The organism is Knoellia subterranea KCTC 19937, assembly GCF_000768685.1.
Lineage (GTDB): Bacteria > Actinomycetota > Actinomycetes > Actinomycetales > Dermatophilaceae > Knoellia > Knoellia subterranea.
Genome location: NZ_AVPK01000003.1, coordinates 166,662 through 182,897, shown reverse-complemented (window position 1 = coordinate 182,897; position 16,236 = coordinate 166,662). Strand labels below are relative to the sequence as shown.

The window sequence follows — 16,236 nt, the reverse complement described above, 5'->3', positions numbered from 1 at the left end:
TCCTCGATGCGCGTTCAGGCTCGACCCTACTTGGCGCGGCACCACGAAGGGAAAGGTTGGAGAGGGCGGTCACGCAGAAGTCGGGCCGGAAGCGGAACGGGAGCGGACGGCATACCCCAGGAAAGCAGAACGACCCCCGCCGAAAAGGCGGAGGTCGCTGCATCGCGTCAGGGACGCGTCACTTCTTGTTGCGACGCTGGTGGCGCGTCTTGCGAAGCAACTTGCGGTGCTTCTTCTTCGCCATGCGCTTGCGACGCTTCTTGATCACTGAACCCATGAGCAGTCCTTGCTGATTGAGAGAAATGCGAACGACGGTGGACCAGCAGCTGCTGATCGGCCTGCGCGGCCGACCGGCGCGCGTGTGTCGAGGGGCAACCCTACCGGCGGTGCGCCCGTGTGCCCAAACGGGGCCGCCTCGCGGCCTACTCCCGCGCCCGCCTCGCGAGACCAGCGGGGCGAGACCAGCGGGGGTCAGCCCGCCGGACATGCCGAAGGCCGGACCACATCGGTCCGGCCTTCGGCGTTGTTGTCCGACTCGCTCACGCGGTGCCCATGTAGGACTCCCGGAGGTACTTCTGCACCTCGTCCTCGGGAACCCGGAAGGACCGACCCACACGCACGGCGGGCAGTTCGCCTCCATGCACCATGCGATAGACGGTCATCTTGGACACGCGCATGATCGAGGCCACCTCGGCAACGGTGAGAAACCGCACTTCGGCAAGACGTTCCTGAGACATTGCCACCTCGATCTTCTGCACGCGCGCATCGCCGGCTTCCCCACCGGCAGTGACCTACGGGCGTGCAAGAAGCAACCATAGGGGCTGGTGTGACGATTGGGGAAGTCGGTGGAGCCGAATTTTTCCGAAGTCCAGCCGACACGCTGCCAAGTGGTGAGAAATCCGCGTCAGTCGAACCATGGCTCAAGCCCATGGAGCGGGAACACCGCTTGACGCGTCGCGAGGATGGCGGCGTCCCCGCCTCGGTCCGGGTTGTGTCCCATCGCCCACGGCCGGACCCAGATCGGCAGGTCCTTCTCGGCGAGGTCACCCATCGTCGCCGGCCCTTCACGGCCGTAGGTCTCGCGCACGTGGTCGAGCCACTCCACGGGGATCGGCGTCGAGGTCGGCACGGGCGTGTGTGCGGCAATCGCGGTCAGGTGCGCCCAGGAGCGCGGCACGACATCCACCAGCTCGTAGCCCCCGCCACCCAGGGCCACCCACTTGCCGTCGGCGTGGTCGTGCGCGAGCCGATGGAGACACTCGTGGGCCCGACGCTGCGCGTCCACCGTGATGCTGAGGTGCGCGAGCGGGTCCTGGCGGTGGCTGTCGCAGCCGTGCTGGGTCACGAGGACCTGCGGCTTGAACGCCGCGACCACCGGCGGGACGACCGACTCGATGGCCCGGAGCCAGTCCGAGTCGCCCGTCCCCGGCGGAAGGGCCACGTTGACGGCAGTCCCCCGCGCATCGGGCCCACCGATGTCGCCCGGCCAGCCCGTCCCGGGGAAGAGGGCGCGCCCCGACTCGTGCACCGAGATGGTGAGGACGCGCGGGTCGTTCCAGAAGATCCGCTCCACGCCATCGCCGTGGTGCACGTCGATGTCGACGTAGGCGACCCGCTCGGCACCGCTGTCGAGCAGTCGCTGGATGCCGATCGCGATGTCGTTGTAGATGCAGAATCCGGCGGCGTGCGTGGCCATCGCGTGGTGGAGCCCGCCACAGTAGTTGACGCCGTGGTCGATCTCGCCGCTCCACACCGCGTCACACAGGTCGACCGTGCCCTGAACGATGCGAGCGCTCGCCTCGTGCATGCCGACGAAGGCCGGGTCGTCGTCGGTGCCGAGTCCCCGCCGAGGGTTGGCGCTGTCGGGGTCGACTGAGGCCTCCCGGACCGCGGCGATGTAGGCGGGGTCGTGCACCAGCGCGAGGAGATCGTCGTCCGCGACGTCCGGGCTGATCACATCGACCCCTTCGAGCACCCCGAGGTCGTCCAGCAGCCTGGTCGTCAGCGCAAGGCGCGCCGGCCCCATGGGGTGTGATGGTCCGAAGTTGTATGCCGTGAAGCCGTCGTCCCAGACCAGGCGCGTGCGATGAGCCATGCGTGGCACGCTACCCGGCAGAGGCGCGCGGGGCGTTAGCCTCGACCCGAACGGTGCACGCTTGCGCCGGACCTGCTGCCCCAATGTCGCCCACCGGGAGGAAGCCGTGCCGGCCAAGAACAGCGATCTCGACGTCCTCGTCGTCGGACTGGGGCGTTTCGGAGGGGCCGCCGCCCTCGAGTTGCGACGCCTGGGCCATCGCGTCGTCGCCATCGAGAAGGACGGGTTCCTCGCCGAGAAGTTCCTCGGCCGCCTCAACTCGATCATCCACGCCGACGCCAGCGACGCGGAGGTGATCCGGGAGGCCAAGGCCTCGCGCTACAAGATCGCGATCGTCGGCGTCGGCTCATCGGTCGAGGCGTCCGTCCTCACCTCGGCCAACCTCGTCGACGCCGGCATCCCCGACATCTGGGCCAAGGCCACCTCCCCCGAGCACGCCCGCATCCTCGACCGCATCGGCGTGCAGCACATCGTTCGCCCCGAGGCCGACACCGGCCGTCGCGTGGCACACCTCGTCGGCGGCAAGTTGCAGGACTACATCGAGTTCGACGACGGCTTCGCGATCGTCAAGATGCGACCGCCCACCGAAGCGATCGGCTTCACGTTGGAGCAGAGCAAGCTGCGGAGCAAGTACGGCGTGACGATCGTCGGCGTGAAGGCACCCGGCGAGGACTTCACGTATGCCGTCCCGTCGACGAAGGTGTCGGCTCACGACACGCTCATCGTCAGCGGTCCGACGGAACTGCTCGAGAGGCTCGCTGCGCGACCCTGATCGCCGGGTCGGGCGGCGGCCGCTCGGAACTGCGGTTGCCCAGAACTGCGGTTGCTCGGAACTGCGGTTGCTCAGAAGTCCGTGGGGACCGATCCGCGGTCGCCGCCGAGGGCGAGCACCATTGCGACCTCGTCCTCGTCGTCACCGTTCTGCACGCGCATCGGGCGACGACGACCGGTCGGGCGGAAGCCGAAGCCGCTGGCGAACGCGACCGCACGGCCGTTGTCGCTGCCCACCCAGTAGGTGAGCTGCTGCTGACCCTGGTCACGCGCCAGCGTCGCACCGGCTCGCACGAGCGCGGTGGCGACTCCCGTGCCACGTGCCTCGGGCGAGACCCACAGGCCGAAGAGCTCGGACGTCTTGGGGTGCTCCTCGTCCGCGCGACCCACGCTGACGATGCCGAGCGGGCCGTCCTCACGCTCGGCGAGGAGGCGGGCCGAGCGGTTCATCCGCAGGCGCCAGAAGTCCTCGTCGTAGGCGTCCTCCTCCTCGGCGGTCGCCACGAAGGCCTCGGGAGACTCGCGCAGAGCGGTCAGTCGGGTGTCGCGGTACTGCTGCCAGTCCTCTTCGCCCAGGGGGCGCACGCTGATCTCGCTCATGGCTCCACTTTCCCCGACGCCCCTGACAGGAGGCAACCCGGGGTCCGTTCAGGGGTGCGTCGGCAGCGTGACGGCGTACCCGAGTTCGCGGATCCCGCCGTACAGCGGGTTGTCCCACGTGCCGCCGGTGAGCGCGAACCCGTGCCGCTCGTAGAGCCGCCTGGCCGGCAGGTTCTCCTCCGCGACGTCCAGGTGGACCCGGGCGAACCCTTTCGCCGCAGCGCTGGCGAGTGCCTCCACGATGAGTTGATCCCCGACACCGTGCCCGCGCGCCGACGCCGACACCCACATGCCGATGAGGAACGTCTCGTCCTCGGGTTGGTCGTCCGCGTGCCAGATGGCCACGGTCCCGATGGGACGGTCGCCCCAGAAGGCGAGCCAGATGTCTGTCGTCTCGAGCCGAGCGAGCCAGGAGGCGTCATCGCGATCCGCGTTGCCGGCATACGTGCTCGCAAACGCGCGAGGCGTGTCGAGTAGCGCGGCGAGCCGTACGTCGCGATAGGTGCGCCAGTTCGCGTCGGTGACGGCGACGATCTCGATGACCGGCGCCGTCACGTCACTCACCGGAGAGTTCACGCGACCTCACCGCCGCAGCCTCCATCGCGCTGATGAACGCCGCGCGCACCTTGTGGTCGTCGAGCTCGCGCAGCGCAGCGGCCGTCGTGCCGCCGGGCGAGGTCACCTGCTCGCGCAGCACGGTGGGGTGCTGGCCCGTCTCACGCAGCATTGTCGCCGCGCCGAAGAGAGTCTGCGTGACGAGTTCGGTCGCCGTGGCGCGCGGCATCCCCAGGACGACGCCGGCCTCGATCATCGCCTCGACGACATAGAAGATGTAGGCCGGACCACTGCCGCTGATGGCGGTGACTGCGTCGAGCATCTTCTCGGGGACCTCGGTCACCTTGCCCGTCGCCGCGAGAAGTTCGGTGGCGTGCTGGAGCTGCTCGGGGACGCAGTGCCGCCCACCACTCACGGCCGCCATGCCCTGGTCGACGAGGGCCGGCGTGTTGGGCATGACGCGCACCACCGAGCGGCCGTCGGACAGGCGACGCTCGATGTAGTCGGTCGTGATGCCCGCGGCGAGGCTCACCACGAGGTTGCCCTCGGCGACGTGCGGGCTGATCTCGTCGAGCAGGGTCCCCATGTCCTGCGGCTTGACCACGAGGACGAGGGTGTCGGCGAGTTCGGCCGCCTCGACGTTGGAGAGGGCGCGCACGCCGTACTTCTCGGTCAGCTCCGCCGCGCGCTCGGGTCGACGCTCGGTGATGACCAGCTGATCGGCCGGTCGCCCGGCGCGCAGAAGTCCCGAGAGCAGGGTTTCCCCCATGACGCCAGCACCGAAGATCGCAACCGTTCCCATGGCGCGAGACTAAGCCCTCGTCACCTCACGCTTCACGCGCGTTTCACGAACAGACCAGCCGCCCCATTATCGGGTCACCCGACAAAGGGCTCCTCGACCCGAGGTGCCACAAAGGGTTGAGCGGGCCTTTGTCGGGTCGAGTGGGGGTCAGTTCTTGGAGAGGAGGGAGCGCAGGAAGAACTGGAGGTTGGCGGGGCGCTCGGCCATGCGGCGCATGAGGTAGCCGTACCACTCCTCGCCGAACGGGATGTAGACCCGCATCTGGTGCCCGCGGTCGGCGATTCGGGTCTGCTCCTCGGGGCGGATGCCGTAGAGCATCTGGAACTCGTAGGAGTCGGGCTCGCGTCCCTGACGACTGGCCAGGGCCCGGGCGATGTCGATGAGGCGCGGGTCGTGGCTCGCAACCATCGGGTAGCCGTCACCGGCCATGAGGATCTTGAGGCAGCGGACGTAGGAGAGGTCGACGTCCTCCGCGTCCTGATAGGCAACCGACGCCGGCTCCTTGTAGGCGCCCTTGCAGAGCCGGACGCGGCTTCCGGAGGTGGCGAGGTCGCGGCAGTCGCTCTCGGTGCGGTGCAGGTAGGACTGGAGCACGGCGCCGGTCGTCGGGAAGTCCTTGCGCAGCTCCGCAAGGATCGACAGCGTCGAGTCGGTCGTCGTGTGGTCCTCCATGTCGAGGGTGACCGTGGTGTCGGCCTCCTGCGCGATCTCGCAGATGCGCCGGGCGTTGTCGAGGGCGATCTTCTCGCCGTCCCTGGGGAGGGCCTGACCGACGGCGCTGAGCTTGACGCTCACCTCGGCGGCGCCGAACTGGCTGAGGTTCGCGGCCTTGAGGGCGCGCAGCAGCCCGACGTAGGTGTCGACGGTGTGCGCGGCCTGCCCGGCGTCGAGGGTGTCCTCGCCGAGGTAGTCGATGGTGACCTGTCGGTTGGTCGCGCGGAGTTCGGCCGTGGCGGCGACCGCGTGGGCGACGTCCGTTCCGGGGACGTAGCGCTGGACCACGCTGCGGCTCACCGGCGCCTTCTCGATGGTGCTGCGCACCATGCTCGAGTCGGAGAGGTGAAGCAGTCCGGAGCGAAGGAGATCTGAGGCATCCACGGGCGTCAGGCTAACCGTTCATGGCCGGTCGCCAGAACCGACGGGGTATGCCGTCCGCCCGCCACTGCAGCCGCCTCCCGTCGCGGCCCCCTCACCCGTTCAGGCGGGGACGCGGTCACGGGGTGCGACGACGCAGGGTGAGGCTGCCCAGGGCGAGGGCGAGCACGATGGCACCGGCGATGATTCCGATGTCGGAGGCGACCTCGCCGAGCGGTTCGGGATCCGTAGCAATCGTGCGCATCGCGTCCACGGCATACGAGAGGGGTAGGACGTCCGAGATCGCGGACAGCACCGACGGCAGCGATTCTCGGGCGACGAGCAAACCGCACAGCAGGAACTGGGGCAGGACGAGCGCGGGCATGAACTGCACCGCCTGGAACTCCGTCGACGCGAAGCCGCTCACGAGCAGTCCCAGGGCAGTGCCGAGGAGCGCATCGAGAACGGCGACGACGACGAGCAGCCACGCGGGTCCGGCGATGTCGAGATCGCACACCCAGACGGCGAATCCCGTTGCGGCGAGGGCCTGCACGACTGCCATGGCCCCGAAGGCCAGGGCATATCCGAGCATGAAGTCGCCCTTGCCGAGCGGCGTCGTGAGGAGCCGCTCCAGGGTGCCCGAGGTGCGTTCGCGCAGTGTGGCCACGCTCGTGACGATGAACATCACGACGAAGGGGAACACTCCGAGCAGGGCCGCGCCGATGCGATCGAAGACCGGCGTGCCGTCAAAGATCCAGGCCAGCAGTCCGATGAGCACGCAGGGGACGACGAGCATCATGGCGATGGTGCGGTGGTCGGTGCGCAGTTGGCGCAGGATGCGGGCCGCCGTGGCGAGGGTGATGCGCGGGTTCACGGACGGCCTCCTGCGCTGGTCGCCTCGTCCACGAGGGCAAGGAAGGCCTGTTCGGCGTCGGGAGCGCCGGTGCGGTCGAGCAGTTCGGGCAGGGTCGAGTCACTGAGGATCTCGCCATCGCGCAGCAGGAGCAGCCGGTCACACCGTGTCGCCTCGTCCATGACGTGGCTCGACACGAGGAGCGTGCGGCCCTCGTCGTGGGCGAGCCGGCGGAAGAGGTCCCACAGGTCGCGCCGCAGGACCGGGTCGAGCCCCACCGTGGGTTCGTCGAGGACGAGCAGTTCGGGGTCCCCGACCAGGGCTGCCGCGAGGGAGACCCGCGACCGCTGGCCGCCGGAGAGGCGTCCCACGAGTGAGTCGGCGTGCGATCGCAGGTCGACGGCGTCGATACAGCGGTCCACGGAGTCAGCGGGCGCCCCGAGGACCCGCGCGAAGTAGCCGAGATTCTGACGGACAGTGAGGTCGGCATAGACGCTGGGGCTCTGGGTGACATAGCCGACGCGGTGCCGCAGCGCGGGGCTCCCGGCCGACTCACCCAGGACTGTGACCGTGCCGGACTCGACCTGCTGCACGCCGACGACGGCCCGCATCAAGGTGGACTTGCCGCCACCGCTGGGGCCCAGCAGTCCGACGACCTGTCCGACGGGGACGCGCACGCTGAGGTCGGGCAGCACGTCGCGACCACCTCGGACCACGCGGAGGTGCTCGACGAGGACGGCGTCAGTGCCGGCGCCGGTCCCGGCGGCAGAGTTCGCCATGGGTCGAATCTAGACCCGACGTCCGGGCGCTCTGCCGCTTTGACGCGGCGAACACGGCTCAGGATTCGCCCTCGACCTCCAGGGCTCCGGCGAGGTGGAGTCGGGAGAAGGCGAGCGCCTCGGCCAGGGCGATCTCCCGCTGCTCGATCGAGAGGCGTCGGGTCGAGACCTCCACGACCACGGATCCGCCAAAACCGTTGTGCACCAACGTGTCCAGCACTTCGGCGCAGGGTTGCGACCCCCGTCCCGGGATGAGGTGCTCGTCCTTCATCGACCCCAGCCCGTCGGCGAGATGGATGTGGGCGAGGCGTGGCCCGAGTGCCTCGACCATGGCCAGCGCGTCCGATCCCGCGGTCGCGGTGTGCGACAGGTCGAGGGTCACGTGGTCATAGGGCTGCGGCACCGGATCCCAGTGCGGCAGGTAGGCCTCGATCTCCCGACCGCGGACCCGCCACGGATACATATTCTCCACGGCGAGTGTGATGCCCGAGTCGTGCTCCCGGGTGGCCACTCCGTCGGTGAAGTCGCGGGCGTATTCCTTCTGCCAGCGGAACGGCGGGTGGAGCACGACCGTCCCGGCTCCCACCTCGTCCGCCAGCTCGAGGGAGCGGTCGATCTTGCCCCAGGGCTCGACGCCGAAGATCCGTTGGCTGATGAGGAGGGTCGGCGCGTGGATCGAGACGATGGGTATGCCGTGGAGCTCACTGAGCGCTCGCAGCGCACCTGCCTCTTGGGTCACCGGATCGGTCCAGACCATGACCTCGACGCCGTCGTAGCCAAGTCTGGCCGCGTGCTGGAAGGCGGCGGCGCAGTTCTCCGGATAGACCGAGGCCGTCGAGAGGGCCACGGGGATCTCCGGGATGCGCACGGCGTCAGCCCCGCTCATCGGCGTGGCCCCCGCATCCGCGTTGCCGCATCGGACCCGCCCTTCAGTGCATGCCGTCGAGGCGGCGCAGGATGATGCCCTCACGCAGGGCCCACGGGCAGATCTCGAGCCCGTCGACACCGAGAAGGTCCATCGTCGCCGACGCGACGATGCCACCGGCGAGGAGCTGATGGGCGCGCGACTCCGACACTCCCGGAAGTGAACTGCGCTGTGCCGCAGTCATGTTCGCGATCTCGGGCAGGATCGCGTCGAGAGCGGCGCGCTCGAGGAAGCGGGCGGCATACATGCCTTCGGAACTCGGGACGGCGCCGGTGATGCGCGCCAGGGACCGCATGGTCTTGGACGTGCCCACGACGCGGTCGGCGCCGCCCGCCTTGGTGAGCGGGCGCATCTGTCGCGCGATCGTCGCGCGCACGTGCTTGCGGGCTTCGCGGACGGCCTGCTCCCCCGGCGGATCCCCGGCGAGGTGGTCGCGCGTGACGCGCCCGGCCCCGAGCGGAAGCGAGAACGCGACGTCGGGGTCCTCGTCCATGCCCTGGGCGATCTCGAGCGAACCGCCGCCGATGTCGGCGACGAGCAGGGTGCCGGCAGACCAGCCGAACCAGCGACGGGCGGCCAGGAAGGTCAGTCGGGCCTCGTCCTCACCCGAGAGGACGTCGAGCACGACGCCGGTGCGCTCCTTGACGTCGGCGAGCACCTCGTCGCCGTTGGGGGCCTCCCGGATCGCACTCGTCACGAAGCCCATGAGGTCCTCGACGCCCTGGTCCTCGGCGACGGTGAGGCATTCGGCGACGAACTCGGACAGCTGCTCGCGGCCGGTGTCGTCGATGTTGCCGTCGTCGGTGACGTGCTCGGAGAGCCGCAGCTCGCGCTTGTGGGAGCTGGCCGGCAGCGGCTGGGCACCCACGTGTGCGTCCACGACGAGGAGGTGGACGGTGTTGGAACCCACGTCGATGACCCCGAGCCGCATGAGGTCCACGGTAGTCGGCCTTCGCGGCATAGGGTGACCCGGTGGCTGAGACTCCGCTCGACATCCCGCGCACCTGGGTGGAGTTCGCGGATCCCGCGGACTCGGGGCAGCGCTTCCGGTGCGACCTGACCTGGTTGACCTCCCGGTGGACCTGCATCTTCGGGTCCGGGTGCGAGGGCATCTATGCCGACCGTCCCGACGACGGCTGTTGCACGCTCGGAGCCCACTTCTCCGACGACGACGACCTGGCTCGCGTTGCGGCGGTCGTCGAGGAGTTGGGCCCGGACGAGTGGCAGCTCATGCCCGACCGCAAGAACCCGGCCAAGATCTCGCACTGGACCGAACTCGAGGACGACGCCCGCAAGACCAAGGTCGTCGACGGGGCCTGCATCTTCCTCAACCGACCCGGCTTCCCCGCCGGCGCGGGCTGCGCCCTGCACCAGCACGGCGTCCTGACCGGCCACCCTCCACACACCCAGAAGCCCGACGTGTGCTGGCAGCTGCCGATCCGGCGCACCTTCCGCACCGTCGAGCAGACCGATGACACGAGTTATCTCGAGGTGTCGATCGGCGAGTACGACCGACGCGGGTGGGGCCCGGGCGGGCACGACCTCGACTGGTACTGCTCGGGCAACCCCGACGCCCACGTCGGCGCCGAGCCGGTCTATCGCAGCAACCGCGCCGAGCTGGTCGAGCTCATGGGCAAGCCGGCCTACGACGAGTTGGTCGTGCGATGCGAGGCCCACCTCGCCGCGGTCAAGGCGTTGCGCACCCCAGCGTCACGTCGGCTGCTGCCACTGTTCGTGCACCCGGCGACGGTCGAGGCCGACAACCCCACCCTCCGCAAGGGCCACTGACCTCCCGACTGATTGTGAGTTCGCACAGAAGCGAGCGCCAGCGAGCGACTGTGCGAACTCACAATCAGTCGAATCAGTCGGAGGTGGGCTTGAGGTCGAGGGCGAGGTCGAGGATCGGGCTCGAGTGGGTCAGCCCGCCGACGCTGAGGAAGTCGACGCCCGTCGCCGCATAGTCCGCCGCCACGTCGAGGGTCAGCCCACCGGTCGCCTCGAGTTCGACGGTCTCCCCCGTCGCCCGCACCGCTTCGACCGTCTCGCGGAGCAGGTCCGTGGACATGTTGTCGCACAACAGGAACCGCGCCCCGGCCTCGACCGACTCGAGAGCCTCCGCCGTCGTGGTCACCTCGACCTGGACCGGCACCTCCGGGAACGCTTCGCGGACTGCGGCGTATGCCGCGTGGAGACTTCCCGCTGCCAGCTTGTGGTTGTCCTTGATCATGGCCACGTCGTAGAGGCCCATGCGCTTGTTGGTGCCGCCCCCGGCGCGGACGGCGAACTTCTCGAGGGCACGCAGACCCGGCGTGGTCTTGCGCGTGTCGAGCACCATCGCGCCCGAGCCGTCGAGGACATCGGCCCATCGACGCGTGTGGGTCGCGATGCCGGAGAGCCGGCTGATGATGTTGAGCAGGGTGCGTTCGGCGATGAGGGTCACGCGCGCCGAGCCGGACAGTTCGGCGACGACGTCGCCGCGGGCCACGCGGGTCCCGTCGGCGATGACCGAGGTCACGGACACCGATTCGGCGCCGAGTCGCGTGGCCACCTCGCCCAGGGTCATCGCGATGACCTCGACACCTGCCACGACCCCGTCCTCACGCGCCAGGACGGCCGCCCGCACCTGCTGCTCGGCAGGGATCGTGGCCATGGTCGTGACGTCGACGCCGTCAGGACCCCCGAGGTCCTCGTCGAGCGCCCCGGTGATGACCCGACGTGCATCGGCATCCGGGAAACCAAGGTCTGTGGAGAGCTGCTCCGCGGAACGGGCGTCGGACGGGGAAGGCGAGCTCACGGCATACTCCGCTCGGTCACGGTGAGGGAACGGTCAGGTGCGACGGTCGCGCTCTGGCGCACGAGCCAGCGGGCGTCGTCACGGTCGGGGAAGTCACTGCGCACATGGCCACCGCGGGTCTCCTCGCGGCGCGCGGCAAGTTCGGTGAGGGCCTGCCCGAGGTGGAGGAGGTTGGTCGTCTCCCAGGTCTTCGGCCCCGGGTCGGCCTTGGCCGGCGGGAGGGCGGCCAACTCGGCGAGCGCCGCAGCCGTGGCCGCGGTCGATTCCGCCGAACGCACCGGCCCGGAGCCAGCCGTCATCGCCCGCTGGACCGTGAGTCGCTGGGAACTGTCGAGCAGCGCGTGGTCGCCCTGCGCGTCGCCACCCGCACGGTCCGGGTGCGCGGGTACGACGGGGTCGGCGAGCTCACCCGCAGCAATGCGTGCGGGGATGTCGTCGGCGATGCGGTTGGCGAAGACCAGCCCCTCGAGGAGGCTGTTGGACGCGAGCCGGTTCGCGCCGTGGACGCCCGTGCACGAGCACTCGCCACAGGCATAGAGGCCGGGCAGCGAGGACCGCCCGAGCAGGTCGGTCTCGATACCGCCCGAGGCGTAGTGCTGGGCCGGCGCGACCGGCAGCAGGTCGGTCGCCGGATCGAACCCGAGCGAGCGGCAGGACGCCACGATCGACGGGAACCGCTCCTCCAGGAATTCGGCGCCGAGGTGGCGGGCATCGAGGAAGACGTGGTCGACGCCCTGGTCGCGCATCGTGTCGAGGATGGCGCGGGCCACGACGTCGCGCGGCGCCAGGTCGGCGAGCTCGTGCCGGCCCTGCATGAACCGGTTGCCGGCCGCATCGACGAGAAACGCACCCTCGCCGCGCACCGCCTCGGAGATGAGCGGCTGTTGACCGGTCGACCCCTCACCGAGGAAGAGGACGGTCGGGTGGAACTGGATGAACTCGAGGTCGGTGATCCGCGCTCCGGCGCGCATCGCCGCGGCCATGCCGTCGCCCGTGGCGACCGGGGGGTTCGTCGTGGACGTGTAGATCTGTCCCAGACCACCCGTCGCGAGCACCACGGCGCGGGCGTAGGCCGCGCCCACACCGTCGAGCTGACCCTCGCCGATGACGTGGAGGGTCACGCCCGTGACGCGAGACGGGTCGGCACCGGTCTCGTCGGACAGGAGGTCGACGACGAGCGCGTGCTCGACGACCTCGATGCCCGGGTCGTCGCGGACCCGGTCGAGCGCGGCAATGAGAGCGCGGGAGATCTCGCGGCCGGTCGCGTCCCCGCCGGCATGGGCGATGCGGTCGCGGTGGTGCCCACCCTCGCGGGTCAGCTTGATCTCGCCGTCGGCGTCGCGGTCGAACTCGGCGCCGAGTGCCACGAGCTGGCGGACGCGCTTCGGACCCTCGGTGACGAGCGCCTCCACGGCGTCGCGGTCGCACAGACCGACACCGGCGACGATGGTGTCCTCGAGGTGTTCGGCCGGCGAGTCCTCGGGGTCGAGCGCGGCCGCGATGCCGCCCTGGGCCCACGCCGTCGAGCCCTCGTCGAGGACCGTCTTGGTCACGAGCAGCACCCTGTCAACCCGTTCGCGCAGACGCAGCGCGCAGGTCAGGCCCGCGATGCCCGAGCCGACGACGATGACGTCAGCGGTGGTCGTCCACCCCGGCGTCGGCGCACTCAGCGAACGCGGGATGCGCGGAGCGGCGCCGGCTGCGGGACCGGGGCGGACGGCATACGCGGAATCGCTCAATGGTGCGAACGCTTCGTGACGGCCGAGGTCTTGAGGCCGTAGCCGTCGGGCACGTCACCACCGTCGTCGCCGACCTCGACGATCTTGTTGTCCTTGTCGACGAAGACGACGTGCGGGTCGTGCGAGCGCGCGTCCTCGTCGGACATCGAGGCGTAGGCGATGATGATGACCGTGTCGCCGGGGCTGATGAGGCGGGCGGCGGCGCCGTTGATGCAGAGGATGCCCGAGCCGCGCTCGCCCTCGATCGCGTAGGTCGTGAGGCGGTTGCCGTTGTCCACGTCCACGACGTCGACCTGCTGACCGGGGAGCAGGTCCGCGGCCTCCATGAGGTCGAGGTCGATCGTCAGCGAACCGACGTAGTGCAGGTCGGCCTGCGTCACCGTCGCACGGTGGATCTTGCTGTGCAGCATGTAGCGGAACATCGTTAGGACTCCTGGTCGGCCTGCGAGAACACGTCGAGTCTGCCACCGCCGGGCCCGACGAGGATGGGGGTGTTGTCGATGAGGCGGGTCGTGCCGACGCGGGCGGCGACGGCGAGGAGTGCCTCGCCGCGGTACCACTCGGGCACGTCCTGCAGCGTGCTCGGGTGGACGAGGACGAGGTAGTCGACGAGGGCGAGCGGCTCCTCGACGAGTACCGCGCGTGCCGCTCGGCGGATGGCGGACGGTCCGTATGCCGCCTGCTCGGCTCCCGCAGCGAGCGCTCGGCTCAGGCAGAGCGCGACCTCGCGGTCGGACTCGGTGAGGTAGGTGTTGCGGCTGCTCAGCGCGAGCCCGTCGTGCTCCCGGACCGTGGGGACGGAGACGACCTCGACGGGGAAGTCGAGGTCGCGGACCATGCGCCGAATGAGGAGGAGCTGCTGGGCGTCCTTCTGGCCGTAGAACGCCTTGCGGGCGCCGGTCAGGTGGAGGAGCTTGCCGACGACCGTGAGCACGCCGTCGAAGTGCCCGGGGCGGGACTTCCCCTCGAGCATGTCGCCCAGCGGGCCGGCGGAGACGCGCACGCCCGGGTCACCGTCCGGGTAGACGACGTCCGGAGTCGGCGCGAAGACGATGTCGACACCCTGCGCCCGGGCGATCTCCATGTCGTCGTCGAACGTGCGCGGGTAGCGCGACAGGTCTTCCTTCGGCCCGAACTGGAGCGGGTTGAGGAAGATCGTGAGGATGACGTGCTCGGCGGACTCGCGCGCGCGGCGGAGCAGGTCGGCGTGGCCCTCGTGGAGGGCGCCCATCGTCATGACGACGGCGACGTCGGTGCCGGTGAGGGCGGCACGGGCGGCACGCAACTCGTCACGTGTGCTCGCGACGACCGTTGCGGCAGAGGCGGATTCGGTCGACTGGGGCGCTTCGGTCGCTTCGGTCACTGGGGCTCCTGGTCGGCGAGGGTGTCGAGGAGGGGTTCGGCGGCGGACGGCTGCAACCGGCCACTCTCGAGTGCGCGCACCGCCGTTGCGCGGGCGAGGGCGACATAGGTCGCCCGGATCTCGGGGGAGATTCGCTCGAGCTCGTGCAGGTGCGTGCCAACGGTACTCACATCGCCGCGAGCGACGGGGCCCGTGAGCGCACCGTCACCCAGGCGCAGGGCGTTGTCCAGCGCCGCGCGAACGAGGGGGCCGAGGACGGCACGGGGTTCATCCACGCCGGCGGCGGTGAGGACCTCCATCGCCTCGGCGATGAGCGTGACGAGGTGGTTCGAGCCGTGCGCGAGGGCTGCGTGATAGGCGGCGCGATCCGCCTCGGCGACCCACACCGGCTCCCCGCCCATCTCGACGACGAGCGCCTCGGCCATCGGGCGCAGGGCATCGGGGCAGGTCACACCGAAGGCGCACTCCTCGAGCCGCCCCAGGTCGAGGGCGGTGCCGGTGAACGTCATCGCCGGGTGCAGCGCGATGGGCAGGATGTGGGAGGCCAGGGCCGGCCGCAGCACCTCGGCGCCGTGACGGCCGCTCGTGTGGACGACGATCTGCCCGGCCTGCCACGTGTTCGTCGCGGCCAGACCCGAGACGAGGTCGGGCAGGGCGTCATCGGGTACGGCGAGCAGGACGAGGTCGGCGCCGTCGATCACCTCGGGGACGTCGCGCAGCGGCACACCCGGCAAGAGCTCATCGGCTCGTTCACGACTGTCGGCGGACACGGCATACGCCGCCTGGATCGTGTGTCCGGCGCGCTGAAGCGCAGCCCCGAGAACCGAACCGACCCGGCCCGCGCCGATGACCCCGATCGACAACCGTGCCGGGTGCTCTCCTGGACTCACGCCCCAAACCTATTACCCGCCTTGTGTGTATGACACCACGCTCCAACGTGGGCTCATGCACACAAGACGCCCAGACCGAGCGCCTTGAGGTCGGCCGCCAATTGGAAGGGCTCGTCGCGGACCTCCCTCGTCGTGCAGCGCACGATCAGACGGCCGGGTTGACTGAGTCGTCTTTGCCGTTGGATGTCGTCCTCCCAATGCTCGACGCTCATGTGGAACGCGCCGTCGACTTCAAGAACGATCACCGTGCCGTCGGGCAGATCCCACTCACAGTCTGTGTAGCGCACCTTTCCGGCCGCGTCCTTGCGTCGCCGCTGACGGTGGGGCCGCGGTAGTCCGTGGTCACGGCACATCCGAGTCACGTCGATCTCTGCGAGTGAATGAGCTCCTCCCTCGAGCTCGTCCAGGAGAAGTCGGAACTTCGGTGCCCGCCTCAGCGGTTTCATTCTCTCCAGCTGTTCACGCAAGGACGCGGCGGTCGTGAGTTGCTGCTGCACGACCGCGGCGAGCAAGCCCTGTGCGGTGCGCCAACTCGGCTCGTGCGCTGCACACAGGAGCGCCGCCGGCGCGACCCGTGCCAACGGCAGCGCGGTCGAGGCACGCCAAGCGCTCAAGGGTCGACGCGTGCGGAAATAGGTCACCCCGGCGATGGGCGGGTAGTGCGCTTCGTCGTCGATGAGGAGTGTGATCTCGTCACGGTGCCAGTTCTTGAGACCGTGCGCTTCGAGACAGGAATAGCCGCCGATCAGACTGTCACCACCCACGTGGAGTGCGGCGGTCCAGAGTTGCTGGTCGCGGGTGAGCTCGCCGGTAATGGTCGCCAGGACCACACTCGTCACTTCGGACCACCGCTCTGCCCGAACCTGTGCCTCGGCGCGACTCCACGTGATGCCCACCTCGCCGAGTTGCCGACGCGCCACGATCCCGCTCTGGGCGTTGGCCAGCGCGACGAATTCGGCGGGGAGGGACCTCATGGTCATCCCATCGTGCCGAAAT

19 protein-coding genes are annotated in these 16,236 nt (G+C 69.7%); 2 read left to right on the top strand and 17 right to left on the bottom strand.

The annotated features are described in order from the left end of the window. Positions 1-178 precede the first annotated feature (178 nt). From N803_RS17900 to N803_RS06910, 3 genes are all read right to left on the bottom strand, one after another. Entirely contained in the window at positions 179-277 is a 99-nt protein-coding gene (locus N803_RS17900; protein WP_003792170.1) for a 30S ribosomal protein bS22, read from the bottom strand. A 262-nt stretch (positions 278-539) separates the two neighbouring features. Then, entirely contained in the window at positions 540-737 is a 198-nt protein-coding gene (locus tag N803_RS06915) for a helix-turn-helix domain-containing protein (RefSeq protein WP_035913729.1), read from the bottom strand. A gap of 167 nt (positions 738-904) precedes the next feature. Beyond that, the gene (locus N803_RS06910; RefSeq protein ID WP_035903733.1) at positions 905-2,095 is read right to left on the bottom strand and encodes an acetoin utilization protein AcuC; all 1,191 of its coding nucleotides are present in this window, start codon (positions 2,093-2,095) and stop codon (positions 905-907) included. 106 nt (positions 2,096-2,201) lie between these two features. On the opposite strand from N803_RS06910, the gene N803_RS06905 reads away from it, so the two are divergent. Then, positions 2,202-2,867 (top strand): potassium channel family protein, encoded by a 666-nt coding sequence (locus tag N803_RS06905; protein ID WP_035903731.1) that lies wholly within the window; start codon positions 2,202-2,204, stop codon positions 2,865-2,867. 71 nt (positions 2,868-2,938) lie between these two features. On the opposite strand, the gene N803_RS06900 is transcribed toward N803_RS06905, so the two are convergent. From N803_RS06900 to N803_RS06865, 8 genes are all read right to left on the bottom strand, one after another. Further along, complete coding sequence (locus tag N803_RS06900; RefSeq protein ID WP_035903730.1) at positions 2,939-3,466, bottom strand: GNAT family N-acetyltransferase; 528 nt, start codon at positions 3,464-3,466, stop codon at positions 2,939-2,941. 48 nt (positions 3,467-3,514) lie between these two features. After that, complete coding sequence (locus N803_RS06895) at positions 3,515-4,030, bottom strand: GNAT family N-acetyltransferase (RefSeq protein WP_052111975.1); 516 nt, start codon at positions 4,028-4,030, stop codon at positions 3,515-3,517. Continuing rightward, positions 4,023-4,823 (bottom strand): pyrroline-5-carboxylate reductase, encoded by an 801-nt coding sequence (gene proC / locus N803_RS06890; RefSeq protein WP_035903728.1) that lies wholly within the window; start codon positions 4,821-4,823, stop codon positions 4,023-4,025. Before proC ends, N803_RS06895 begins: the two co-directional genes overlap by 8 nt. A 147-nt stretch (positions 4,824-4,970) precedes the next feature. Then, on the bottom strand, positions 4,971-5,921 hold the full coding sequence (locus N803_RS06885) for a proline dehydrogenase family protein (protein WP_035903727.1): 951 nt from the start codon (positions 5,919-5,921) through the stop codon (positions 4,971-4,973). Between the two features lie 115 nt (positions 5,922-6,036). Continuing rightward, entirely contained in the window at positions 6,037-6,771 is a 735-nt protein-coding gene (locus tag N803_RS06880) for an ABC transporter permease (protein WP_035903724.1), read from the bottom strand. Beyond that, positions 6,768-7,529, bottom strand: coding sequence for an ABC transporter ATP-binding protein (locus N803_RS06875; protein WP_035903723.1), 762 nt, complete (start codon positions 7,527-7,529; stop codon positions 6,768-6,770). The genes N803_RS06880 and N803_RS06875 overlap by 4 nt, the downstream gene beginning before the upstream one ends. A gap of 58 nt (positions 7,530-7,587) precedes the next feature. Further along, positions 7,588-8,415: a sugar phosphate isomerase/epimerase family protein gene (locus tag N803_RS06870; RefSeq protein ID WP_035903720.1), complete on the bottom strand. Its 828-nt coding sequence runs from the start codon at positions 8,413-8,415 to the stop codon at positions 7,588-7,590. 43 nt (positions 8,416-8,458) lie between these two features. Continuing rightward, positions 8,459-9,385 (bottom strand): Ppx/GppA family phosphatase, encoded by a 927-nt coding sequence (locus tag N803_RS06865; protein ID WP_035903976.1) that lies wholly within the window; start codon positions 9,383-9,385, stop codon positions 8,459-8,461. A 41-nt stretch (positions 9,386-9,426) separates the two neighbouring features. Here N803_RS06865 and N803_RS06860 point away from each other — a divergent pair, with 41 nt between their 5' ends. Then, positions 9,427-10,242, top strand: a complete 816-nt coding sequence (locus tag N803_RS06860; protein WP_035903718.1) for a DUF3109 family protein — start codon at positions 9,427-9,429, stop codon at positions 10,240-10,242. A gap of 73 nt (positions 10,243-10,315) precedes the next feature. Here the strand turns inward: N803_RS06860 and nadC are convergent, their stop codons facing one another. From nadC to N803_RS06830, 6 genes are read right to left on the bottom strand one after another with little or no spacing between them, the layout of a single operon-like run. Continuing rightward, entirely contained in the window at positions 10,316-11,248 is a 933-nt protein-coding gene (gene nadC / locus N803_RS06855; RefSeq protein WP_035903715.1) for a carboxylating nicotinate-nucleotide diphosphorylase, read from the bottom strand. Beyond that, complete coding sequence (locus tag N803_RS06850; protein ID WP_245617059.1) at positions 11,245-12,987, bottom strand: L-aspartate oxidase; 1,743 nt, start codon at positions 12,985-12,987, stop codon at positions 11,245-11,247. Before N803_RS06850 ends, nadC begins: the two co-directional genes overlap by 4 nt. Further along, positions 12,984-13,409 (bottom strand): aspartate 1-decarboxylase, encoded by a 426-nt coding sequence (gene panD / locus N803_RS06845; protein ID WP_035903712.1) that lies wholly within the window; start codon positions 13,407-13,409, stop codon positions 12,984-12,986. The genes N803_RS06850 and panD overlap by 4 nt, the downstream gene beginning before the upstream one ends. A gap of 2 nt (positions 13,410-13,411) precedes the next feature. Beyond that, complete coding sequence (gene panC / locus N803_RS06840) at positions 13,412-14,350, bottom strand: pantoate--beta-alanine ligase (protein WP_035903711.1); 939 nt, start codon at positions 14,348-14,350, stop codon at positions 13,412-13,414. After that, positions 14,347-15,240, bottom strand: coding sequence for a Rossmann-like and DUF2520 domain-containing protein (locus N803_RS06835; RefSeq protein WP_035903709.1), 894 nt, complete (start codon positions 15,238-15,240; stop codon positions 14,347-14,349). Before N803_RS06835 ends, panC begins: the two co-directional genes overlap by 4 nt. A 53-nt stretch (positions 15,241-15,293) precedes the next feature. After that, a complete protein-coding gene (locus tag N803_RS06830; RefSeq protein ID WP_156969681.1) occupies positions 15,294-16,070 on the bottom strand; it encodes a hypothetical protein in 777 nt (258 codons plus the stop codon). Positions 16,071-16,236: the final 166 nt, after the last annotated feature.